Source organism: Fulvimarina thalattae (assembly GCF_040239565.1).
Classification (GTDB): domain Bacteria; phylum Pseudomonadota; class Alphaproteobacteria; order Rhizobiales; family Rhizobiaceae; genus Fulvimarina.
This window is the reverse complement of sequence record NZ_JBEHWS010000005.1, coordinates 40316-61011: the sequence shown is the minus strand read 5'-3', so window position 1 is coordinate 61011 and position 20696 is coordinate 40316. Positions and strand designations below refer to the sequence as shown.

Here is a 20696-nt window from a genome sequence, read left to right as displayed (position 1 = left end):
GTTTGGTCGCGCTTTTTCTTTTGCGGAAACGCATTCGGCGAGGAGGACGCCATGGCGGACCATCAGCACGAGGATCGTGACTGGAAACACGACGGTGTCCGCGTCATCAAGGGCGACCAGCTCGACGACAATACGCCCCAGACACCGGGCATGTATCGGCAGGCCGCGATTAGCCAGGCGCGGGTCGGCGCGCAGAAGATCTGGGCGGGAACGGTGAGTATCCAGCCGGATGCGAAGACCGGCGTCCACCACCATGGCGAACTCGAAAGCGTCATCTACGTTGTCAGCGGGAAGGCGCGCATGCGTTGGGGCGAGAAGCTCGAATATGTCGCCGAGGCGGGACCGGGCGATTTCATTTTCGTGCCGCCTTTCGTGCCCCACCAAGAGATCAACGCTGCCCCCGACCAGACGCTCGAATGCGTTCTGATGCGATCGGACAACGAGGCTGTTGTCGTGAATATCGATGGTATCGAGCCAGTGGAAAAACCGGAAGAAGTCTACTGGGTCGATCCGATCCACAAACACCCCGGTGAGAGCTGAAACCGGTTCGCGTGGGCTCTATGACTCTACCGCACGAAGAAGCGCCGGCTCGCGACGAGGATCATATAGGCCCCGAAGAAGATGGCGAGGGACCAGGCAAATCCGTTCGGGCCGAAGATATCCATCCCTGAGCCGATCACCTGCGGGCCGACCAGCATGCCGGCCGAATAGCAGAAGATGAAGGCGGCGTTCGCCGCTGCAAGATCGGAGCCCGATAGCTTCGATCCGAGATGGGCGAGCCCCACCGTGTATAGACCGGCGACGACCCCACCCCAGAGGAAGAGAACGCCCGCCATGAGCGTCCAGCTCGTCGAAAGCGCTGGCAGGAAGAGTGTTCCGATCAGGCCGACCGTCGCGAAGATCGCAAGAAGCGTGCGGCGGTCCTTCACCCGGTCGGACAGGAGGCCGATCGGAATCTGCATCACGACATTGCCGAGGCCGATCGCGGTCAGCAGCTGGGCGGCGGCCGATTCGGTAAAGCCGATGCGGTTGCCAAAGACCGGGAAGAGCGCGAAACCGCCGGCTTCCACAGCGCCGAAGACGAGCACGGCGCCCGTGGCTGTTGGGATGACCCAGATATAGCGCCAGAACGAGCGATCATTGCCGCGCCGTTCGAGCGGCGGCTGGCGGTTCCAGGCAAGAAGCAGCGGGAAAGCGGCGAAGAGGATTACGCCCGCCCCGATGCCGAAGGGCATGAAGCCGACCGATCCTACCACAGAGAAGATGTAAGGCCCCAGTGCGAAGCCCAGCGAAAGAACCGTCGCATAGATGCCGAGAACGAAGCCGCGCGAGCGAGGCGGCGCGGCGGCGTTGATCCAGAACTCCGACAGGATGAAGAGCGCTGTGATCGAAAAGTGGAAGACGAGGCGCAACGGAAACCATGTCCAGAAGGCTTCGAAGACATAAAAGCCGACCGCCGACAATGCGCTGGCGAGGATCGCAATCAGCATGGTCAGCCGTACGCTGAGCCGTCGGGCGATCGGCGTGATGAGCGGGGCAGCGATCAGCGAAGCGAGTCCGGCGACAGCCGTGTTTGCACCGATGAGGCTCGCCGAGATGCCGCGCCGTTCCAGAATGACGCTCAAAAGCGGCAGACCGAGGCCCAGCGCGATGCCGACGGCGCTGATGGAAGCGATGGCGGCACAGGCGGACAACCAGTCGATCTTCTCGAGACGGGCTTCCGCCTCGCCGATGATGTCTTCCGATTTCCGCTTTGCCATGGAGCCGGCCTCCCGGTCCGGACGCGTCATAGAAGATCGCGCTGTGAGATGCCGTTTTCGACATGGTAGAATGGCATTTTCTGCCGCGCATCGAAAAGCGTCGCCGCCAGAAGGCGGCTCTCCACGTCCCTTAGGATACGTCGCGTGATCTGGGCAAGCTCCAAGCCCTCGAGTTCACGAGCGTCATACCAGCCCAGATCTTCCAGTTCGTCGGAATTGCCGCCGAGTTTGTCAGACTGCTTGGCGAGCAGGGTCGCATCCGCAGCGAAGAAACGGGCATCGTAGCGCCTGGGATAGTGCGGCGGCGTGATCGCCCGGCCGACCGGAACGAGCGCTTCGCAAAGAGGGTAAGCGCCGGCGGCCGCATAGCTGAACCAGTTCTGCGGTGGATCCTCGAACGGGGAAGAGGACCCAAATAACAGTCCGGTCTCCTCAAAGGTCTCTCGTATCGCAGCGAGCGGCAAGGCTGCCAGCACCGAAGTTTCGAGGCCGGAGCGTGGTTGGAGGCGGGCACGGGCATCCGGGGTGAGGGCGAATCGATGGGCGATTTCAAGATCGCCGGCTTCGACTCCTCCGCCGGGAAAAACATAGACGCCCGGCATGAAGCCGTGCCCCTTGCTGCGCCTGCCCATCAGAAAGCGTGGTGTGCCGGCGCGTCCGTCGACGAGGATCAGGCTTGCCGCATGGCGTGGCTCCGCAATTCCGATCTCGCCATGTCCACCCGCGCGATCGTTAGCCCTTTCGGGAGCGCTTCTCACCCGATCTCCTCAGTCTCCCCGCCGAATCCGCCGAGGCGAAGCGCCCATTGAAGGGCGATGGTCGCGCCCTTGAGCGGCTGCATGAGAAGGAGGGATAAGACGATCGTGATCGGCACCCAAATCGCCAGATGGGCCCACATCGAAAGATCGGAGATCTGCTCGACGGCCATGAAAAGCGCAACGACCAGATGCCCGACGATGAAGATAGTGAGATAGGGTGGCAGATCGTCGGCGCGGTGATGGTGGATTTCCTGCCCGCAGGCTTCGCAGGCTTCGACACTCTTGACGAAACCGCTGAACAGCTTGCCTTCGCCGCAGTTCGGGCACCGACACTTGAAGCCGCGCAGAAGTGCCTCACCGAGATTTCGCTCGCTCGCCGTGTCGTTGGCGGTAGCGATCGCACTGGACGGCGCCGAGAAATGAGTTGCCTGGCTCATCTGCGTTTTCTCACCTTCGCGGCGGTGTTCTTCGGTGACCGCCGATGGTTGCGTGTGCTTTTCTGGCTCTTATGGAACGATTGCGTTCCACGCGGGAGCTTGCGCGGCTCTGTCAGCATCTCGAATTGCATGGAGCCGGTTAGCGGCGCAACGTCGACGATCCTGACTTCGACCGTATCACCAAGCCGGTAACCCTTGCCGCTGCGCTCGCCGACGACCGTGCGGGCCGCCTCGTCGAAGCGGAAGAATTCATTGCCGAGCGTCGATATAGGGACGAAGCCGTCGGCGCCATAGGTCGGCAGGGCGACGAAGAGGCCTGCTTTGGTAACGCCTGCGATCCGGCCCGAAAAATCCTCGCCGACCTGATCGGCAAGGAAATGGGCGATGAGGCGGTCCACCGTGTCTCGCTCGGCCGCCATGGCGCGGCGCTCGGCCTGGCTGATCGCTTCGGCGGTCGCGACGAGATCGGCTTCTGCTTCCTTCGTCAGCCCATCCTCGCCGAGGCCAAGCGCCGCGATGAGCGCGCGATGGACGATGAGATCGGCATAGCGGCGGATGGGTGAGGTGAAATGCGCATAGCGCGCGAGGTTGAGGCCAAAGTGGCCGATATTGTCCGGCTCGTAGACGGCCTGGGACTGGGACCGCAGAACCACCTCGTTCACAAGGCTCTCGTTCTCGGTGCCCTTCACCTGGGCGAGGATGCCGTTGAAATGCGACGGGCGAAGCGACCCGCTCTTGGCTAGCGATATTTCCAGTGTCTTCAGGAACTCGCGAAGCGATTCCAGCTTGGCGAGCGAAGGTGCGTCATGAATCCGGTAGATCAGCGCCTGACGCTTGTTCTCCAGCGTTTCAGCCGCCGCGACATTGGCGAGGATCATGAATTCCTCGATCAGCCGATGGGCGTCGAGGCGCTCGGGAACGACGACCTTGGAGACGCGCCCGGCCTCGTCGAGCTTCAGCTTGCGTTCGGGCAGATCTAAGGCAAGCGGCGCGCGTTCGTCGCGCGCCTGTGACACGAGGCGGTAAGCTTCCCAAAGCGGGCGCAGCATGGTCTCGGTAACGTCGTCCGGCACCTCGTTCGGCGTGCCGTCGATAGCAGCCTGTGCCTCCTCGTAGGCCAGCTTGGCGTGGCTGTTCATCATAATACGGTGGAACGTGTGGGAGCGCTTCTTGCCGTCGCCGCCGATCACCATGCGAACGGCCATGGCCGGCCGGTCGACGCCTTCCTTTAGGGAGCAGAGGTCGTTGGAAATACGCTCGGGCAGCATCGGCACGACCCGGTCCGGGAAATAGACCGAATTGCCGCGCAGCTTGGCTTCGTCGTCGAGTTTCGAGCCGGCGCGCACATAGGCCGCGACATCCGCGATCGCGACGGTGACAACCATTCCGCCCGGGTTCTTCGGGTCGTTGTCCGCTTTGGCGTGAACTGCGTCGTCGTGATCTTTCGCGTCCGGCGGATCAATGGTGACGAGCGGAACGGAACGCCAGTCTTCTCGGTTCGCCATCGTCGCCGGCTGGGCAGCTTCCGCCTCCTTCAGCACGCCGTCGGGAAAGATATGCGGAATGCCGTGGGCGTGAAGCGCGATTGCTGAGATCGCCCGTTCCGACTGCGCCGAACCGACCACCTCGATCACCTTGCCGACCGGCAGTCCCATGCGGCGCTGCTTGGGCGTATCGGCCTCGACAAGGTCGCCGTCCCTGGCGCCGTTCTCATCGCCCGGGCGGATCAGAATCTCGCTCTGCTTGCGTTCGACCGGCTCGACACGGCCACCGCCGTGTTTTTCGGCCCGGAAAACGCCGAGCATCAACGAACGCGATTTCTGGAGGACGCGGATGACGGAGGCGGTCTTCGTCCCGTCCTCCGCATCCTCGATCTTGGCGAGTATGCGTTCGCCGAGGCCGGCCGTCTGTGTTTTCGGATTCTGGCGCACCAAAAGGCGAGGGCGCTCGCCGTCCTCGCCTTCGTTCCAGTCGGCGGGTTCGGCGAGAAGCCCACCGTCGGTATCGCGGGACCGGATTTCGAGAACCGTGACCGGCGGAAGCTGCCCTGGCTGCTTGAAGCTCTTACGCGAACCCGAAAGCACACCCTCCGCCTGAAGATCGGCGAGCAGATCCTTCAACGCGATTCGCTGATCGCCCTTGATATCAAAGGCTTTGGCGATGTCGCGCTTGCTCGACCGACCCGGATTGTCCGCGATAAAGCGGAGAATGGCGTCGCGGCTGAGTTCCGGAGCTTCGGAGCGGGATCGCTTTTTCGCCATGTCGCTCAGTCGGCGTCCCAGGGCACGCTGTCTTCGCTGGTGTCGACCTTGGCCTTCGCCTTCGAGCGCGTTGAAGTTTCCGCTTTCTTCGCAGGCGCCTTCTTTTTGGCCGTCGATTTGGTCGCCGTCTTCTTCTCGCCGGAGGCGTCCGCGGTCTTCTTCGCAGCCGATTTCTTCGGTGCTGCTTTCTTCGCGCCGGGCTTCTTGCCTGTCTTTTCGGCGCGGGCGTTGATCAGTTCGATCGCCTGCTCGAGCGTCACCGATTGCGGATCGGTGCCCTTCGGCAGGGTCGCGTTGATCTTCGCGACGGTCACATAAGGCCCGAAGCGCCCGTCCTTGACCTCGATCTCGCCGCCGAATTGCGGGTGTTCGCCGAGCGTCTTCAGCGAGGCCGGCGCGCCACGTCCGCGACCGCCTTTCTCGCGCTTTTCGGCGATCAGCGAGACGGCGCGGTTCGGCCCCATCTCGAAGAGGTCTTCCACGCTCTCGACGTTTGCATAAGTCTTCAGATGCTGAACATAAGGCCCGTAGCGACCGAGATTGACGATCATCGGTTCGCCGTCCTCGGGATGCTTGCCGACCTCACGCGGCAGGGTCAGCAGCTTCAACGCCTTTTCGAGATCGATCGAACCGACCTCCCAGCCCTTGGGCACCGAAGTCCGCGAGGCCTCCTTGCCTTCGCCGCGCTGGACGTATGGGCCGAAGCGTCCGGTCCTCAGGGTTATGGGATCACCGGTCTGTGGATCGTTGCCAAGTTCGCGCGGACCATCGTCGGCGCCGGCTTCGGAACTGTCGACGGCAAGGCTCGTGCCGAGCTGGCGGGTAAAGTTGCATTCCGGATAGTTCGAGCAGCCGACGAATGCGCCGTATTTTCCGAGTTTGAGGGAAAGCTTGCCATCGCTGCAGCGCGGACAGGCGCGGGGCTCGGTGCCGTCCTCGCGCTCGGGGAAGACGAGCGGTGCGAGATCCTCATTCAGCGCGTCTAGAACGTCGGAGACACGCAGTTCCTTCGTCTCGTCGACATGGGCCGAGAAGTCGCGCCAGAATTCGCGCAGCACGTCCTTCCAGTCGAGTTCGCCTGCCGAAATCTTGTCGAGCTTCTCTTCGAGATCGGCGGTGAAATCATATTCGACATAGCGATCGAAGAAGTTCTGCAGGAAGGCCGTCACGAGCCGTCCCTTCGCATCCGGCAGGAGCTTGCGCTTCTCGACGACGATATAGTCACGGTCCTGCAAGGTCTGCAGCGTCGCGGCATAGGTCGAAGGCCGGCCGATGCCGAGCTCTTCCATCTTCTTGATGAGCGAGGCTTCCGAATAGCGAGGCGGCGGCTCGGTGAAATGCTGGGTCGCGTCGATCGAGCGGCGCTCGGCGCGTTCCTTTGCATTGATCTCCGGCAGACGGTTCGAATCGTCGTCGGAGTCTTCCTCGCTGTCTGACGCATTCTTGGAATCGTCGCGGTGGTCGATGTAAGCGGCGAGAAAGCCGTCGAACTTGATCACCTGACCGCTGGCGCGGAGTTTTGCCGTCCGGCCGTTGGCGGATGCGTCGATATCGACCGTGGTGCGCTCGATCTCGGCGGACGCCATCTGGCTTGCAATGCCGCGCTTCCAGATCAGCTCGTAGAGGCGCAGCTGATCCTTGTCGAGATAGCGCTCCACGTCCTTGGGCGAGCGCGAGAAGCTCGTCGGTCGGATCGCTTCGTGCGCTTCCTGCGCGTTCTTTGCCTTGGTGGCGTAGTACCGGGGCTTTTCCGGCAGATAGCGCTTGCCGAAATCGCTTCCGATCGCCTCGCGGGCGTTCGATATGGCCTCCGGCGCCATCTGAACGCCGTCCGTACGCATGTAAGTAATAAGGCCGGCCGTTTCGCCGCCGATATCGATGCCTTCGTAGAGCCTCTGAGCAACCTGCATGGTGCGCGAGGCCGAGAAGCCGAGCTTGGCGGATGCTGCCTGCTGAAGGCTCGACGTCGTGAAAGGCGGTCCCGGATTGCGGCGTGTCGGCTTCGCCTCGACGCTTTCGACGGTGAACGACGCCGATTCGAGCATCGCCTTGATGTCGTTGGCGCGGGTGCCATCGCCGATCGACAGACGCTGGATGCGGTCGCCCTCGAAGGCGGTCAGGCGGGCGTCGAAGGCCTCGCCCCGCTCGGTCGCGAGATGGGCGAGAACCTGCCAATATTCCTGCGGCTTGAACCGCTCGATCTCCGACTCGCGGTCGCAGACAAGGCGTAATGCTACCGATTGAACCCGGCCGGCCGAACGGGCACCGGGCAGTTTGCGCCAGAGAACCGGCGACAACGTGAAGCCGACAAGATAGTCGAGCGCGCGACGCGCCAGATAGGCATCAACCAACGGCGCATCGATTTCGCGCGGATTGGCGATCGCATCGAGCACCGCCTTCTTGGTGATGGCGTTGAACACCACCCGGCTGACCGGCTTCTTGCCGATGGCCTTCTTCTGACGCAGGACTTCGAGGACGTGCCAAGAAATCGCTTCACCTTCCCGATCGGGGTCAGTGGCGAGGACGAGTCCATCGGCCGAACGCACAGCCTGGGCGATTTCCGTGAGCCGCTTCTGGGACGGTTTTCCAACCTCCCAGCTCATCTCGAAATCCTCGTCCGGACGAACGGAACCGTCCTTCGGCGGCAGGTCGCGCACGTGGCCGTAGGAGGCGAGCACCTTGTACCCGCTGCCCAGATACTTGTTGATCGTCTTGGCTTTGGCGGGTGATTCGACGATGACGACGTCCATATAGTTCTTGTCCCGCAATTGAATTGTTCGATGAAATCGCGCCGATCCAGCACGTCTGCCGGCTCGGTTTCCCGGTTTGGCCGCCTCGTCACATGGACATAGCGTCTCTCACGGTCAAGTGCGCGACGAAAAGGATGAGAGGGCGGTTGCAACCATTAGTAGATTTTTCGTATAACCCTTGCGTCTAGTTTGCTCGCCGCGTCTCCAATCGGGGATTGCGAGAGGCAGACGTGAGATCGAGAGGCGGGCGACGGATGACGGGCGGGCATGAAGACGACGCGATCGCGGGGCTTCGCTACGTGCGGGACATGCTGCCGCAACTCAAGCAGATCGCCGGTCTGCCGCAGGGCTCCATGCTGCCCTATCTCCTTGATATGGCTCGTCTCGAGGCGCAATCGGAGATCGATAAGCGCACGACGGCCGGAAAGCCGGGCAGGGCGTCAAAGTAGAAGGGAGACGGTCCCGTCGCGATGACGTTCCAAGCGGCCGGCGAGCTCAAGTTCCAGGATCACGAGCTGAACCGCACCGGGTAAGGCACCCGTATGTTCGACGATGTCATCGATGAAGACCGGTGTCGGACCGAGGGCTTCAATGATCTTGGCGCGTTCGTTTTGGGCCGGCTCTTCGGCTGTTTCTACAACCTCCGGTTCTGATAGACTGTCATCCGCTGACATTCTTCTGCTTTCGTCGAGGGGACGAAGCGCGTCGATCACGTCCGCTGCCTCGGTCGTCAGGATCGCTCCGTCCTTCAGCAGCTTGTTGCTGCCGCCAGCGCGCGGATCGAGCGGTGAGCCCGGAACGGCGAAGACGAGGCGGCCAAGTTCGTTGGCGATGCGGGCCGAAATCAGCGAGCCGGACCGTTGCGCTGCTTCGACCACCAGCAGGCCATGGGCCAGCGTGGCGACGAGACGGTTGCGGCGGGGAAAGTCCTTGGCGCGCGGCTCCCAGCCGAAGGGACGCGCCGAGATCAGACAACCGCCTTCATCGACCATGCGCCGCATCAGCGGCCGGTTCTCGGGCGGGTAGGGCATGTCGAGCCCGCCGGCGAAGACGCCGATCGTTCCCGTCGGAATTGCGGCCTCGTGGGCCGCTGCGTCGATCCCTCGCGCGAGCCCCGAGACGACGACATAGCCGGCTGCGCCGAGATCGGCGGCAAAGCGCTTCGTCAGCTTGATGCCTGAGAGGGAAGCGTTGCGCGCGCCTACGATGGCGACGGCTGGCAGTTCGAAGAGCGCCGGATCGCCCATGCGCGCAATCACCGGCGGTGCGTGGTCGTCCCTGGCGAACATCCCGGGGAAACCCGGCTCGCCCATGCAGGAGAAGACGGCGCCAAGTTTCTGGGCCCGTGCGAATTCCGCTTCGATCGCGCCGCGGTCCGCGACCTCCACCCGCCGTCCGCCGCGCTCCGCAAGTTCTGGCAGGGCTTCGAGGGCGGCGTCGGCGCCACCATAGCGGTTTATCAACTGGCGAAAGGTAACCGGCCCGACATTCTCGCTCCGGTAGAGGCGAAGCCAGGAAACCTGCATGTCGTGGGTAAAGGCGACGCCTTTCTTGCGGCCGCCCGCCGCGCTCACCCCTTCGCTCCGATCTTGCCCTCGGTACCATCGAGCAGGCGGCGAATATTCGTCCGGTGGCGCCAGAAGACGATCGCCGTCATCAGACCGGTGAAGAAAGCGATCGTCGGCGCACCCAGCAGAAGTGCGGCGATCGGTACTGCGACGGTTGCGACGAGAGCGGCAAGCGATGAATAGCGTGAAAGCTTTGCGACCGAGAGCCAGAAGACCGCGAAGACGAGGGCAAGCCAGGGGAGGAGGCCGAGAAGGACACCGATATAGGTTGCCACGCCCTTGCCGCCGCCGAAGCGCAGCCAGACCGGGTAGCAGTGCCCGACAAAGGCTGCGAGGCCGGCGATAGCCGCACATAGAATGCCGAGCGGCATGAAGACGAGAACGGGCACCGTAGCCTTCAGAACGTCGCCGAGCAGCGTGAGGAAGGCCATGCCCTTGTTGCCGGTCCGCAACGCGTTGGTGGCGCCGATATTACCCGAGCCGATCTTGCGGATGTCACCGAGGCCGAAGAGCTTCGCGAAGATGAGGCCATAGGGCACTGAGCCCGACAGATAGCCGAGGATCGCGGCGATCGCCCATTGAAGCGGTTCGGCAAGGTTTTCCATCGCGCGCCCCTAGGCCTTCGCTCCGACAGTCGCGGCAGCGTCGTAGACGCGTTGCCCCGCGACGAAGGTTTGCATGACACGGCCCTGAAAGCGAGCATTCTCAAAGACCGTGTTCTTCGATTTCGACCGGATCATCGTCTCGTCGAAGAGGAAGGGCTCATCGAGATCGATCAGCGTAAAGTCTGCCGGGCGGCCGGCAATCAGCGTGCCTCGATCGAGGCCGAGAAGCCGTGCCGGTGCGGAGGTCATGGTCTCGATCAGCCGCATGAGCGGGACGTCGTTCGAGAAGTGCAGGCGAAGCGCCGCTGCGAGCAGGGTTTCGAGGCCGATCGCGCCGCTTTCGGCTTCGGCGAAGGGGCGTCGTTTGCCGTCCGCATCCTGCGGATCGTGCGCGGAATGGATAATATCGATCGTTCCGTCCTTCAGGGCCTCGACGATCGCCATCCGGTCGTCCTCGTGCCTGAGGGGCGGAGAGAGCCGGAAATAGGTGCGATATTCCCCGATATCGTTCTCGTTGAGCGAGAGATGGTTGATCGAGACCCCTGCACTCGCCCTGACGCCGCGCTTTTTCGCGGCGCGGATGACCTCGGCCGATTCGGCAAGCGAAACCTCCGCGGCGTGGTAGCGGCAGGCGGTAAGGCTGGCGAGGCGCAGGTCGCGTTCGAGTGGGATGATCTCAGCTTCCGCCGGCGCGCCGGGGAGGCCCAGCCAGGAAGCGAGCAGCCCCTCGTTCATCACGCCGCGCCCGGTGAGGCGCCCGTCCTGCGTCGAATGCATCACCAGCGCGTCGCGGTCGCGGGCATAGGTCATGATCCGGCGGAGGAGTGCAGGATCTGAGATCGTGTGGTGGCCATCGGTGAAGGCCGCGACGCCGGCGTCCTTCAGGAGGCCGATCTCGGTCATCTCCTTGCCTTCGAGGCCCCGCGTCATCGCAGCTGCCGGGAAGACGTTGACCAGCGCGGTCTCGCGCGCCGTGCGCATGACGAATTCGGCGATCGCTACATCGTCGATCACCGGATGGGTGTCCGGCATGGTGACGATGGATGTTACGCCTCCGGCCGCTGCTGCGAGAGAGGCGGTGCGGATCGTCTCAAGATGTTCACCGCCCGGTTCGCCGATGAAGACGCGAGCGTCGACGAGGCCGGGAATGAGGGCAATGCCTTTGCCGTCGATCCGCTCGCTTCCCTCGGGCGCCCCCTGGTTGATGGCTTCGGGTCCGGCCGCGAGGATTTTGCCATTCTCGACGAGGACTGCGCCCTTCGAATCGAGATCGCGCGCGGGATCGACGACGCGGACATTCTCGATCAGCAGCGGCCGGCCGTTTTCGTGGGGCGCATTCTGGTTCGCGAAAGCGATCATCGCGGACCTCCGTTATGGCCGATCAATGTCTCGATGACCGCCATGCGTACGGCGACGCCCATCTCGACCTGCTCCTCAATGACGCTTTGCGGTCCGTCGGCGATATCGGAGGCGATTTCGACGCCGCGATTCATCGGGCCGGGATGCATGACGAGCGCATCCGGCTTTGCATGGGCGAGCTTCTCGGCATCGAGACCGAAATAGCGAAAATATTCGCGGACCGAGGGCACGAATGCGCCCTCCATGCGCTCGCGCTGGAGCCGCAGCATCATGACGACGTCGGCGTCCTTCAGGCCCTCGCGCATGTCGTGGACGATCTCGACACCCATCTGCTCGATGCCACGCGGCAAAAGCGTCGAGGGGGCGACCACCCGGACGCGCGCGCCAAGCGCGTTTAGAAGGAGAATGTTCGAGCGCGCGACGCGGCTATGCAGGACGTCGCCGCAGATGACCACCGTCAGATGCTGGAATTCGGAGCCCTTGTGACGGCGGATCGTCAGTGCGTCGAGCAGAGCCTGCGTCGGATGTTCGTGCTGGCCGTCGCCGGCGTTCACGACGGAGCAGGCGACCTTTTGAGAAAGAAGCGCGACAGCGCCAGCCGAATGGTGCCTGACGATGAGAATGTCCGGCTGCATGGCATTCAGCGTCATCGCCGTGTCGATGAGCGTCTCACCCTTCTTCACCGAGGAATTGGCGACCGACATGTTCATGACGTCGGCGCCGAGGCGTTTGCCGGCTATCTCAAAGGAGGCCTGGGTTCGCGTCGAAGCTTCGAAGAAGAGGTTGATCTGCGTGCGGCCCTTCAGGACCGAGTTCTTCTTGTCCGGCCGCCGGCTGATGGCCACAGCCTCTTCAGCCCGATCGAGGAGATGAACGATCTCCGACGGCTGGAGACCGTTGATGCCGAGCAGGTGACGGCGGTCGAAAAGGCTTGCGGAACTCATCATCGAGAGCGGTGAATAGGCGAGGGGCGTTCGCGAGGCAAGCCGTCGCCGTTAGGGTTAACAGAAGCTTGCGCTTGCGCTGGACGGACCCGAAGCGCGACAACTCCGTTAACACTTCGGTAACGAATTCGAACGGGGAGGCATCTCATGCTGCGAACGGCCTCGACAGTCTGTCTATCGGCCTGGACGGCCTTTTTAGCCCTCGGCACGACAAGGCTTTTGATCGAAGCCCAGGTCTTTCCCGCCGGCGTGCAGCCGGCCCTCGAAGAACTGCTCGGCATGATCCGTCAGGGCGAAGCGCTCGGTGTGGGCGTTTCGGGAGCCGAGCCTTTCGCGGCTCTGCTCGTTGCGATCGGAGTTGTCTTTGGCATCTCGATCCTGCGGCTCAATTCGTGCGATCGACATCTCGCAGCAAGCGGCGAACAGGTAGCTGTCGCGGGTCTCGTCGCGATCTTCGCCTTCTGGCTATCGGCGACCCTTGCCGGCTCGCCCGTCGCGGAGCTCTTCGGCAGCGGTACCGGTGTCTGCCTGGCGCTCGCTTTCACGCTCGGAGCGCTGCTCTTCGATCATATGATGCAGGCGGATGAAAGCGAGAGCGACGAAGCGTTCGAGGCTATCTTGCGCCAGATTGAAAACCAGACCGGTTCTGACCGCAACGATCGTAGCGAGTAGACCCGATGCGCGCCTTTTTCCTCTTCTGGCTTCTCCCGCTTTCGGCCTTCTGGGGCTGGTTCTTTTCCGCCCGCGCCGATGTCGGTTACGTCGTGTTTTCCCGTGAGGTCTTCGACAAGACCTTCGCCGTCTACGAGGCGCTTCTCGGGCTCGATGCCGACGCCATCGCGTGGTTGATCGCCGACGCGATCCTGCTCGATACGTTCATCATTCTCGCGATCCTCGCTTTCCGTCGTCGCAAGAAGATTGTCGCCTTCATACGAGGATGGCGCAATCCGGCCGCCGCTCCCTCGGATCGCTTCCAGGAGCGCTACGAATCAATCGCCCATGGATCGCGTGAGGTTCGCGAGGCGGTCTAACGCACCTTGAAGAATGATCGCGGCGGCGGCGGAATCGATCCGTTCGCCCCGCTTTTTTCGTGACATGTCGACATCGAGCAGATTGCGTTCCGCTGCGACGGTCGAGAGTCGCTCGTCCCAAAAGAGGATCGGCCGGTCGTCGATCGCGGCATAGTTGCGCGCAAAAGCTCGTGTTGCCTGCGCCCGGGGGCCGGAGGACCCGTCCATGTTGAGCGGTAGGCCGAGCACCACGGCCGCGACCTCGTCGGCATCGAGCACCCTCTTCAGCGCTTCGGCGTCCAGCGTGAACTTCTTGCGCTTCAGAACAGGGCGCGGATTGGCGAAGCGGAAGGAGCGGTCCGAAACTGCGACGCCGATCGTCTTGGTGCCGAGATCAAGCCCGGCCAGCGGTCTGCCAAGCGCCAGCGTTTCGGCAAATTCCTCGATCTCGACGATCGCCATATCTCAACCTGCTTCAGTGCTTGCTCATTTGTCGCCGGGCCTGCCGCTATTCACACATGCCAGCGCCTTGACGCTTCGCTAGCGGTCCGCACTTAGCCCGGCAAGGCCCGGCTGTCCTGCATACCGCAAAGACGCCGGGTGTGTTCTCTTATCGATCCATGAAAGGGCGATCCTCATGAAGATCACGTATTTCGGCCATTCGGCCTTCAAGATCGAGACCGGCAAGTCCGTCATCCTGCTCGACCCGTTCATCAGCGATAATCCGCATTTCGAGGGTGATGCGAAGACGGCCACGGAAGGTACGACTCACATTGTCCTCACCCATGGCCACTTCGACCATGTGGGCGATACGGTCGAGATCGCGAAACGGACCGGCGCTCAGGTTCTGGCGACCTTCGAGCTCTCCCAGTGGCTCGGCAAGAAGGGCGTCGAAAATGCCCAGCCGGCGAATACCGGTGGCACAGCGACCTTTGACGATTTCTCGGTCACTTTCGTGCAGGCCTTCCATTCCTCAGGCCATGTCGAAGAGAACGGCACGATCACCTATCTCGGCCAGCCGAACGGCATCGTCCTTCACTTCGACAATGGTCCGACGCTCTATCACATGGGCGACACGGATATCTTTGGCGATATGGCGCTGATCGAGGAGCTCCATCAGCCGAAAATCGGTATCGTTCCGGTCGGCGATCGGTTGACGATGGGCGGCGCCGTCGCGGCGATCGCGTGCCGTCGCTACTTCAACTTCGACACCATCATCCCCGTCCATTATGGCACGCTGCCCATCATCGACGAAAATCCGAGCAAGTTCGTCGAAGCCATGGAAGGCGAGGGCGAGAAGGTGAAGACACCGCCGATCGGCGAAGCCTTCGAGGTCTGAGGTCGGTAGGTCCGACTATATTCGACGGCGGTCAACGTGATGTTGCGCCGCCGTTGCGCGTTTCGGCGGCCATGGTTATAGCTCGCCGAAATCATTGAAACTGCCATGAGACAAAAAGGTCAGGCATGTCCGTCGATGCCGATACCGTTCGCCGCGTAGCCAAGCTGTCCCGCATCGCCCTGTCCGATGACGACGTTCCTGCGATGCAGGATGAGCTGAATGCCATCCTCGGCTTCGTCGAGCAGCTGTCCGAGGTCGACGTCTCCGGCGTCGAGCCGATGACTTCCGTGACGCCGATGGAGATGAAAAAGCGCAAGGACGGCGTGACCGACGGCGACAAGGCTGATGATATCGTCGCCAACGCGCCAGTCTCCGAAGACAATTTCTTCATGGTTCCGAAAGTGGTGGAGTAGGCCGCGTGACCTATGCAGTCCGGGCCGAACGCTTTCTTGGGGATGATGTGCGGAGCCTCGTCATGAAGCTCGACGAGGCATTGCTCCCGCTTGCGCCCGCCGAATACCATTTCGGTCTGGACTTCGACGAGATGACGCGCGCGGACGCGACCGTCTTCGTCTGCCGCAATAAGGCCGGCGAGGCCGTCGCGATGGGGACTTTGAAGTCCCATGAGGATGGCGTCGGCGAGGTCAAGCGCATGTACACCGATCCCGATCTGCGGGGTAAGGGCCTTGGACACGCGATCTTGTCCGCCATCATCGAGCGGGCCCGGACGAAGAATATGAAGCGCGTCGTCCTCGAGACCGGCGCACAACACGAATACCGGCCCGCCTGGGCACTTTATGAGAGCCTGGGCTTTTCAGAATGCGACGCGGTGCTCGATTATCCTGCGTCCGAATACAGCCGTTTCTACGAGAAGACACTGAGCGAATGACCGATCTTACCGGCCTCACCATCGCCGAAGCGCGTGACAAGCTGACCAAGAAGGAGATCAGCTCTATCGAGCTGACCGACGCCTATCTCGGCGCGATCGATCAGGCCAACGGCATGCTCAACGCCTATATCACCGTGACGCCGGACAAGGCCCGCTCCATGGCGAAGGCGTCCGACGAGAAGATCGGAAAAGGCGAGGCTGGGGCGCTGGAGGGCATTCCCCTCGGCATCAAGGACCTGTTTTCCACCGAAGGCGTCCACACCCAAGCCTGCTCCCACATCCTCGACGGTTTCGAGCCGCGCTACGAATCGACCGTCACGGCCAATCTCTGGGCCGATGGTGCCGTGATGCTCGGCAAGCTCAACATGGACGAATTCGCCATGGGCTCATCGAACGAGACCTCCTATTATGGTCCGGTGAAAAACCCTTGGCGCAAGGCCGGTACGAATGCCGATATGGTGCCGGGCGGCTCCTCGGGTGGTTCCGCCGCAGCCGTTGCGGCGCATCTCTGCGCTGGCGCGACCGCGACCGATACGGGCGGTTCGATCCGTCAGCCGGCGGCGCTCACGGGTACGGTCGGCATCAAGCCGACCTACGGCCGCTGCTCGCGCTGGGGCATCGTAGCCTTCGCCTCCTCGCTGGATCAGGCCGGGCCCATCGCGCGGGACGTCCGCGACTCGGCGATCCTCCTCAAATCCATGGCGTCGAGCGATGCCAAGGACACGACCTCCGTCGACCGTGAGGTTCCCGACTTCGAGGCTGCGGTCGGCCGTTCAGTAAAGGGCCTGAAGATCGGTATTCCGAAAGAGTACCGCATGGACGGCATGCCGGAGGAGATCGAGGCACTCTGGCAGCAGGGCATTGCCTGGCTGAAGGATGCCGGCGCCGAGATCGTCGATGTCTCGCTGCCGCATACGAAATATGCCCTTCCGGCCTATTACATCGTCGCTCCGGCCGAGGCTTCGTCCAACCTCGCTCGCTATGACGGCGTGCGCTACGGTTTGCGCGTTCCAGGCAGCAACATCGCCGAGATGTACGAGAACACTCGTGCCGAGGGCTTCGGCCGCGAAGTGAAGCGCCGCATCATGATCGGCACCTATGTGCTGTCGGCCGGCTATTATGACGCCTATTACCTGCAGGCCCAGAAGGTGCGCACGCTGATCAAGCGCGACTTCGAGACGGTCTATGCCGACGGCGTGGACGCATTGCTTACACCGGCGACACCGTCCGCCGCCTTCGGCATCGGCGATCAGGACATGGCTGCCGACCCAGTGAAGATGTATCTCAACGACATTTTCACGGTGACGGTGAACATGGCGGGCCTGCCAGGCATCGCCGTTCCCGCCGGCCTTTCCGCGGAAGGGCTGCCGCTTGGCCTGCAGCTGATCGGCCGTCCTTTCGACGAAGAGACGCTTTTCGCCGCGGGCACGGTTATCGAGCAGGCTGCGGGGCGTTTCACGCCCGACAAATGGTGGTGAGGTCAGGCTTCTGATGGCATCGGAGCCGCGAGCACCACAGGACTGCGAGACCATGGACGAACTCCGGAAGGAGATCGACCGGGTGGATTCCGCTCTGTTCGACCTCTTCGCCGAGCGGATGGGCTATATTCGTCGCGCGCCGGCGATCAAGGCGCCGAGCGGCATTCCCGCCGACGTTCCGGAGCGCGTGCGTGCCGTGGTCGACAACGCACGACGGCATGCGGAGGCGAGGGGCCTCGATCCCGATCTCTACGGTGCGTTCTGGGAACGGATGGTCGCCCAGGCGATCGCGACCGAAGAAGACATGCTCAACCCTCGCCGCCGAGACTGATTTGTCGGGTCAGGAACCGGTTTGAGACGCTCGGCGGTTCGATTGTCGTCGGCCGAAGGCATCGACCAGCAGCGATCCGTAGCTCACGAAATTGTTCGCATAAGTCGTCGAGCTTTACCTGTTTCACCTTGAAACCGCGGGCCGGCCATCGACATTCTATCGAGGGGCGCTTGCTCGGCCGGACCGGCTGGCACGCGGCGGCGGGCGGGGAAGTTCGTCACCCGGCAGGTCAGGAAACGAGGACGTGAGCGCTCCCGAACAATCTCGGGAGGAAAAGAGATGGCAAACGACCTGAAGACCGCAATCGAGGCGCTTGAAGCCGGCGAATGGGACCGGGCTCACAGCATCGTCCAGAACGATGCCTCGCGCGAAGCGGCCTGGATTCATGCGCATCTTCACCGAATCGAAGGTGACAGAGGCAACGCCGACTACTGGTATAACCGTGCAAACCGACCGAAGAATTTCGGGACGCTCGAAGAGGAGCGCGCCGAAATCAAGCGGGAATTGTCGCATTAGGCCCAGCGCGACATTATCCGCTGCAAGCGCCGGACAACCAACGACCAGTCCTCGCTACAAGTCCTCGAAGCGCTAGGTGAAGCTTGAGAACCGGGACGGCGGCACGATGGCCGTCGTTCGGAGCCGTCTTGAAGCGTAACCAGAAGCGCGAGCCTATGAAAGCCAAGCCGTCGTCATCGGCCAGCGACACCGCCTCGCAAGGCAAGGATGCGGGCGACGATCCAAGTCACCCAAAACTCTTCTTCTGGTGCGGGGTCGTTGGTATTTTCGGCTGCATCGCCGTGGTCGTCGCAAATTTTGCCGCACTTGCCGCTTTGCCGAATGTCGGGCTTTTCGAGGGAACCATCAGCGATACGGCCGCCGGCCGGATGGCCTGGATCATGGACTATGGGCTCTACGCGTTCGCTGTCGGCATGATAGCGGGATCGATCGGCCTTCGAAGGCTGCATTTTGGACATATTGGCTGGAGCATCGGCTCATGGCTGCTGACGCTGGTCGCGATCATGATCGTCGTGATTGGAGCCTACGGCGAATACGGCGACAACGATGTCGGTGGCTTGGTGATCCACCTGCCGCTGGTTCTAGCGATGGCGCTGACGTTCACCGCGACGGCACTTCTCACAGCCTACGGTTTCTATCACTACGAACGTCGCTGGTTCTGGTTCAACGTCGCCTGCGCCGTGCTCTGGGTTGGCGGTGCCGCGATCTTCTGGTTCTCTCCGACTTCGATCGACGGCTTCATCGAACGCGGCGTCGGTCTCGTCTGCGTCGTCTGGCTGTTTGCCCTGTCGAAGCTCTTGATCGACCGATCGCGAGGTGTGAAGCGGACGCTGCCGTTCTGAGCGCACCGTCCTATCAGATCCCGGCAAACCACTCGTAGCCGCGATCTTCCCAATAGCCGCCTTTGCCCTGACCGAAGCGCGACAGGTCGCTGGTCAGCGTGATCGCGCGGATATACTTGGCCATCTTGTAGCCGAGTTGCCGCTCGACCCGGACACGCAGCGGCGCCCCGTTCGAGACGGGAAGCGTTTCGTCGTTGAGGCCATAGGCGAGGATCGTCTGCGGGTGGCGTGCGTCAAGCAGGTCGATCGACTCGTAGTACCGCGCGGCTCTCGCGCCTCGGCCAAGACGGTCGAAGCACTCGAAGACGACAAATCGAGCTTCTTCCTTCACACCAGCCGCGCCGAGGATATGGGCGAGTGGCGTGCCCGTCCACTTTGCGATACAGCTCCAGCCCTCGACGCAATCGTGCCGCGTGATCTGGGTGCGCGCGGGCATGTTGCGGATTTCATCGAGTGACAGAACGAGTGGCTTGTCGACGAGACCGCTGACGACCAGCCGGTAATCCGCGAAGCGGCCATCGGCGAGCCTGATATAATCTTCGCCGCCGGGACTGGTCGAGCCGTTGGGCCGCATCGGTTGGCGGATTTCACTCTCGGAGTATTCCCGCGCCAGTGAATCGCTGCCCAAGATCAGACGCTGCGCCCGATAGGTGAGACCATTGGCCGCCTCCATCCAGCCACGCGCCCAGTTGTCGCGATTACCGAGTTCGTCAAAGCATCCTGACAACGGCGCTGTCGCGGCCGTGACCACCGAGGCCGTCAGGATACGCCGGCGCGTGAGGTTTGTTGATGGGGCTCTGCTGGGAGTATTCGACCGATTGATTGGCATCAGTTGCCCTCCTCAAAGGGGGTGTCGAGATCGGCTTTGTTCTTGGGGCCAGACAATCGGTACCAGCCGGTTGTCATCGATCTGAGTTCATTAAGCGGCCCGGCGAGCAGCACCATCAGGATGTGGATCGCGAAGAACAGAATCAGCGCCAGCATCACGCCGAAATGGATCGTCCGCGCTGTCTGACGGCCGCCGAAGATGTCGAGCAGGATCGGTGCGAAGGCATCCATGCCGGGCGACATGGTGAGGCCAGTCAGGATCATCACCGGCAGCGCCACGAACAGGACCCCAGCATAGCTGAGCTTTTGCAGCGTGTTGTAGTTTTCGCTCTTGTGGAAGCGGAAGCGCAGATGGTTGAGAATATCGCGGGGCAGGCCCTTGAGATCGCCGATCTTCGGCAGAAGATTTCTGACATGGCCGCTGAAGAGGCCGCCGATGAACCAAAGGGTCAGCGTGAAGACGAGCGTCCAGGCGAAAAAGAAATGGACGACGCGGCCGGTCGCGAGATCGCGATAACTCGGGATCGTCAGCCAACCGGGAAAGCTCTGGGCTGTCAGTCCCGAGCCGCCCGGGACGGCGCCAAGCCAGCCCGTCGTATCGTAGGCCTCGCCGAAGAGCAGGGTGCGACCCTTCATCGCGCCTTCATCCATATAGGCGCCGATCGACAAGATCGTGTTGTCGAAGTCGAAGCCCGACTGCTTGCCGATATAGAGATCCGGCCGGGCCTGGAAGATCTGCAAGCCCGAGAGAAGCAGGAAGAACAGGCAGATGACCCAGACCCAGTGGGTCAGCCGGGTCACCAGCGTCTGACGATAGATCAGCGCGCCTTTGCGTTTCCGCGAACCAATCATGGTCTGCCAATTCCTTTGAGTGAAACAGAGCCGTGGGCGGTTCTTGCGGACGCACCCACGGGCGAATTCCCGCTTTCAGATTGCCGCAGCTGATTGTCGAGTGTCAGGTTTTTCATGATCGGCCTTTCGATGCGCTAAATCGAATTGTTTCACGCAAACGAATTCGGCG

At 62.4% G+C, this 20696-nt stretch carries 23 protein-coding genes; 11 read left to right on the top strand and 12 right to left on the bottom strand.

Annotated features, from left to right (window positions below; translation table 11 throughout):
- Nucleotides 1–51 precede the first annotated feature (51 nt).
- On the top strand, nucleotides 52–540 hold the full coding sequence (locus ABRA89_RS08265; RefSeq protein WP_349940987.1) for a cupin domain-containing protein: 489 nt from the start codon (nucleotides 52–54) through the stop codon (nucleotides 538–540).
- Between the two features lie 26 nt (nucleotides 541–566).
- Here the strand turns inward: ABRA89_RS08265 and ABRA89_RS08260 are convergent, their stop codons facing one another.
- From ABRA89_RS08260 to topA, 5 genes are read right to left on the bottom strand one after another with little or no spacing between them, the layout of a single operon-like run.
- Complete coding sequence (locus ABRA89_RS08260) at nucleotides 567–1760, bottom strand: MFS transporter (protein WP_349940986.1); 1194 nt, start codon at nucleotides 1758–1760, stop codon at nucleotides 567–569.
- 26 nt (nucleotides 1761–1786) lie between these two features.
- A complete protein-coding gene (locus tag ABRA89_RS08255; protein ID WP_349940985.1) occupies nucleotides 1787–2518 on the bottom strand; it encodes an NUDIX hydrolase in 732 nt (243 codons plus the stop codon).
- Nucleotides 2515–2955 carry a DUF983 domain-containing protein gene (locus tag ABRA89_RS08250; protein ID WP_349940984.1) on the bottom strand — a complete coding sequence of 147 codons (441 nt, stop codon included), beginning with the start codon at nucleotides 2953–2955 and terminating at the stop codon, nucleotides 2515–2517. Before ABRA89_RS08250 ends, ABRA89_RS08255 begins: the two co-directional genes overlap by 4 nt.
- Nucleotides 2952–5216, bottom strand: a complete 2265-nt coding sequence (gene rnr / locus ABRA89_RS08245; protein ID WP_349940983.1) for a ribonuclease R — start codon at nucleotides 5214–5216, stop codon at nucleotides 2952–2954. Before rnr ends, ABRA89_RS08250 begins: the two co-directional genes overlap by 4 nt.
- Before the next feature lie 5 nt (nucleotides 5217–5221).
- Nucleotides 5222–7966, bottom strand: a complete 2745-nt coding sequence (gene topA, locus ABRA89_RS08240) for a type I DNA topoisomerase (RefSeq protein WP_349940982.1) — start codon at nucleotides 7964–7966, stop codon at nucleotides 5222–5224.
- A gap of 254 nt (nucleotides 7967–8220) precedes the next feature.
- Here topA and ABRA89_RS08235 point away from each other — a divergent pair, with 254 nt between their 5' ends.
- Nucleotides 8221–8415: a hypothetical protein gene (locus ABRA89_RS08235; RefSeq protein WP_349940981.1), complete on the top strand. Its 195-nt coding sequence runs from the start codon at nucleotides 8221–8223 to the stop codon at nucleotides 8413–8415.
- On the opposite strand, the gene ABRA89_RS08230 is transcribed toward ABRA89_RS08235, so the two are convergent.
- Genes ABRA89_RS08230 through ABRA89_RS08215 form a run of 4 tightly spaced genes read right to left on the bottom strand, consistent with a single transcriptional unit; the run spans nucleotide 8407 to nucleotide 12445 of the window.
- A complete protein-coding gene (locus ABRA89_RS08230) occupies nucleotides 8407–9540 on the bottom strand; it encodes a DNA-processing protein DprA (protein WP_349940980.1) in 1134 nt (377 codons plus the stop codon). The two genes, ABRA89_RS08235 and ABRA89_RS08230, sit on opposite strands and share 9 nt — an antisense overlap.
- On the bottom strand, nucleotides 9537–10139 hold the full coding sequence (plsY, locus tag ABRA89_RS08225; RefSeq protein WP_349940979.1) for a glycerol-3-phosphate 1-O-acyltransferase PlsY: 603 nt from the start codon (nucleotides 10137–10139) through the stop codon (nucleotides 9537–9539). Before plsY ends, ABRA89_RS08230 begins: the two co-directional genes overlap by 4 nt.
- A gap of 9 nt (nucleotides 10140–10148) precedes the next feature.
- Nucleotides 10149–11498 carry a dihydroorotase gene (locus tag ABRA89_RS08220; RefSeq protein ID WP_349940978.1) on the bottom strand — a complete coding sequence of 450 codons (1350 nt, stop codon included), beginning with the start codon at nucleotides 11496–11498 and terminating at the stop codon, nucleotides 10149–10151.
- Nucleotides 11495–12445: an aspartate carbamoyltransferase catalytic subunit gene (locus tag ABRA89_RS08215; protein WP_349940977.1), complete on the bottom strand. Its 951-nt coding sequence runs from the start codon at nucleotides 12443–12445 to the stop codon at nucleotides 11495–11497. Before ABRA89_RS08215 ends, ABRA89_RS08220 begins: the two co-directional genes overlap by 4 nt.
- A 144-nt stretch (nucleotides 12446–12589) precedes the next feature.
- On the opposite strand from ABRA89_RS08215, the gene ABRA89_RS08210 reads away from it, so the two are divergent.
- Together ABRA89_RS08210 and ABRA89_RS08205 are read left to right on the top strand one after the other, a co-directional pair.
- Complete coding sequence (locus ABRA89_RS08210) at nucleotides 12590–13114, top strand: hypothetical protein (RefSeq protein ID WP_349940976.1); 525 nt, start codon at nucleotides 12590–12592, stop codon at nucleotides 13112–13114.
- A 5-nt stretch (nucleotides 13115–13119) separates the two neighbouring features.
- On the top strand, nucleotides 13120–13473 hold the full coding sequence (locus tag ABRA89_RS08205; RefSeq protein ID WP_349940975.1) for a DUF6105 family protein: 354 nt from the start codon (nucleotides 13120–13122) through the stop codon (nucleotides 13471–13473).
- On the opposite strand, the gene ruvX is transcribed toward ABRA89_RS08205, so the two are convergent.
- Complete coding sequence (gene ruvX, locus ABRA89_RS08200; RefSeq protein WP_349940974.1) at nucleotides 13432–13914, bottom strand: Holliday junction resolvase RuvX; 483 nt, start codon at nucleotides 13912–13914, stop codon at nucleotides 13432–13434. The two genes, ABRA89_RS08205 and ruvX, sit on opposite strands and share 42 nt — an antisense overlap.
- Before the next feature lie 175 nt (nucleotides 13915–14089).
- Here ruvX and ABRA89_RS08195 point away from each other — a divergent pair, with 175 nt between their 5' ends.
- The 7 genes from ABRA89_RS08195 to ABRA89_RS08165 all read left to right on the top strand — a co-directional run bounded on the left by ABRA89_RS08195 (nucleotide 14090) and on the right by ABRA89_RS08165 (nucleotide 18847).
- Nucleotides 14090–14791, top strand: a complete 702-nt coding sequence (locus ABRA89_RS08195) for a metal-dependent hydrolase (RefSeq protein ID WP_349940973.1) — start codon at nucleotides 14090–14092, stop codon at nucleotides 14789–14791.
- A 125-nt stretch (nucleotides 14792–14916) separates the two neighbouring features.
- A complete protein-coding gene (gatC, locus tag ABRA89_RS08190) occupies nucleotides 14917–15204 on the top strand; it encodes an Asp-tRNA(Asn)/Glu-tRNA(Gln) amidotransferase subunit GatC (protein WP_349940972.1) in 288 nt (95 codons plus the stop codon).
- Between the two features lie 5 nt (nucleotides 15205–15209).
- Nucleotides 15210–15680 (top strand): GNAT family N-acetyltransferase, encoded by a 471-nt coding sequence (locus tag ABRA89_RS08185; RefSeq protein ID WP_349940971.1) that lies wholly within the window; start codon nucleotides 15210–15212, stop codon nucleotides 15678–15680.
- Nucleotides 15677–17158, top strand: a complete 1482-nt coding sequence (gene gatA / locus ABRA89_RS08180) for an Asp-tRNA(Asn)/Glu-tRNA(Gln) amidotransferase subunit GatA (protein ID WP_349940970.1) — start codon at nucleotides 15677–15679, stop codon at nucleotides 17156–17158. Before ABRA89_RS08185 ends, gatA begins: the two co-directional genes overlap by 4 nt.
- Nucleotides 17159–17210: 52 nt before the next feature.
- Complete coding sequence (locus ABRA89_RS08175) at nucleotides 17211–17489, top strand: chorismate mutase family protein (protein ID WP_349940969.1); 279 nt, start codon at nucleotides 17211–17213, stop codon at nucleotides 17487–17489.
- 279 nt (nucleotides 17490–17768) lie between these two features.
- On the top strand, nucleotides 17769–18005 hold the full coding sequence (locus tag ABRA89_RS08170) for a hypothetical protein (protein WP_349940968.1): 237 nt from the start codon (nucleotides 17769–17771) through the stop codon (nucleotides 18003–18005).
- Between the two features lie 155 nt (nucleotides 18006–18160).
- Nucleotides 18161–18847, top strand: coding sequence for a DUF998 domain-containing protein (locus ABRA89_RS08165; RefSeq protein ID WP_349940967.1), 687 nt, complete (start codon nucleotides 18161–18163; stop codon nucleotides 18845–18847).
- Between the two features lie 13 nt (nucleotides 18848–18860).
- On the opposite strand, the gene ABRA89_RS08160 is transcribed toward ABRA89_RS08165, so the two are convergent.
- Both ABRA89_RS08160 and ABRA89_RS08155 read right to left on the bottom strand, forming a co-directional pair.
- On the bottom strand, nucleotides 18861–19676 hold the full coding sequence (locus ABRA89_RS08160; RefSeq protein ID WP_349940966.1) for a molybdopterin-dependent oxidoreductase: 816 nt from the start codon (nucleotides 19674–19676) through the stop codon (nucleotides 18861–18863).
- Nucleotides 19676–20527: a cytochrome b/b6 domain-containing protein gene (locus tag ABRA89_RS08155; protein ID WP_349940965.1), complete on the bottom strand. Its 852-nt coding sequence runs from the start codon at nucleotides 20525–20527 to the stop codon at nucleotides 19676–19678. Before ABRA89_RS08155 ends, ABRA89_RS08160 begins: the two co-directional genes overlap by 1 nt.
- Nucleotides 20528–20696 lie beyond the last annotated feature (169 nt).

What these genes read in the sequence shown, in the direction of transcription:
- ABRA89_RS08170 (WP_349940968.1), top strand. Translation starts at nt 17,769, where the DNA reads ATGGCAAACGACCTGAAGACCGCAATCGAGGCGCTTGAAGCCGGCGAA.
- ABRA89_RS08220 (WP_349940978.1), bottom strand. Translation starts at nt 11,498, where the DNA reads ATGATCGCTTTCGCGAACCAGAATGCGCCCCACGAAAACGGCCGGCCG.
- plsY (WP_349940979.1), bottom strand. Translation starts at nt 10,139, where the DNA reads ATGGAAAACCTTGCCGAACCGCTTCAATGGGCGATCGCCGCGATCCTC.
- ABRA89_RS08260 (WP_349940986.1), bottom strand. Translation starts at nt 1,760, where the DNA reads ATGGCAAAGCGGAAATCGGAAGACATCATCGGCGAGGCGGAAGCCCGT.
- ABRA89_RS08195 (WP_349940973.1), top strand. Translation starts at nt 14,090, where the DNA reads ATGAAGATCACGTATTTCGGCCATTCGGCCTTCAAGATCGAGACCGGC.
- ABRA89_RS08250 (WP_349940984.1), bottom strand. Translation starts at nt 2,955, where the DNA reads ATGAGCCAGGCAACTCATTTCTCGGCGCCGTCCAGTGCGATCGCTACC.
- ABRA89_RS08160 (WP_349940966.1), bottom strand. Translation starts at nt 19,676, where the DNA reads ATGCCAATCAATCGGTCGAATACTCCCAGCAGAGCCCCATCAACAAAC.
- gatC (WP_349940972.1), top strand. Translation starts at nt 14,917, where the DNA reads ATGTCCGTCGATGCCGATACCGTTCGCCGCGTAGCCAAGCTGTCCCGC.
- rnr (WP_349940983.1), bottom strand. Translation starts at nt 5,216, where the DNA reads ATGGCGAAAAAGCGATCCCGCTCCGAAGCTCCGGAACTCAGCCGCGAC.
- ABRA89_RS08155 (WP_349940965.1), bottom strand. Translation starts at nt 20,527, where the DNA reads ATGATTGGTTCGCGGAAACGCAAAGGCGCGCTGATCTATCGTCAGACG.
- ABRA89_RS08175 (WP_349940969.1), top strand. Translation starts at nt 17,211, where the DNA reads ATGGACGAACTCCGGAAGGAGATCGACCGGGTGGATTCCGCTCTGTTC.
- topA (WP_349940982.1), bottom strand. Translation starts at nt 7,966, where the DNA reads ATGGACGTCGTCATCGTCGAATCACCCGCCAAAGCCAAGACGATCAAC.
- ABRA89_RS08265 (WP_349940987.1), top strand. Translation starts at nt 52, where the DNA reads ATGGCGGACCATCAGCACGAGGATCGTGACTGGAAACACGACGGTGTC.
- ruvX (WP_349940974.1), bottom strand. Translation starts at nt 13,914, where the DNA reads ATGGCGATCGTCGAGATCGAGGAATTTGCCGAAACGCTGGCGCTTGGC.
- ABRA89_RS08210 (WP_349940976.1), top strand. Translation starts at nt 12,590, where the DNA reads ATGCTGCGAACGGCCTCGACAGTCTGTCTATCGGCCTGGACGGCCTTT.
- ABRA89_RS08235 (WP_349940981.1), top strand. Translation starts at nt 8,221, where the DNA reads ATGACGGGCGGGCATGAAGACGACGCGATCGCGGGGCTTCGCTACGTG.
- gatA (WP_349940970.1), top strand. Translation starts at nt 15,677, where the DNA reads ATGACCGATCTTACCGGCCTCACCATCGCCGAAGCGCGTGACAAGCTG.
- ABRA89_RS08215 (WP_349940977.1), bottom strand. Translation starts at nt 12,445, where the DNA reads ATGATGAGTTCCGCAAGCCTTTTCGACCGCCGTCACCTGCTCGGCATC.
- ABRA89_RS08205 (WP_349940975.1), top strand. Translation starts at nt 13,120, where the DNA reads ATGCGCGCCTTTTTCCTCTTCTGGCTTCTCCCGCTTTCGGCCTTCTGG.
- ABRA89_RS08165 (WP_349940967.1), top strand. Translation starts at nt 18,161, where the DNA reads ATGAAAGCCAAGCCGTCGTCATCGGCCAGCGACACCGCCTCGCAAGGC.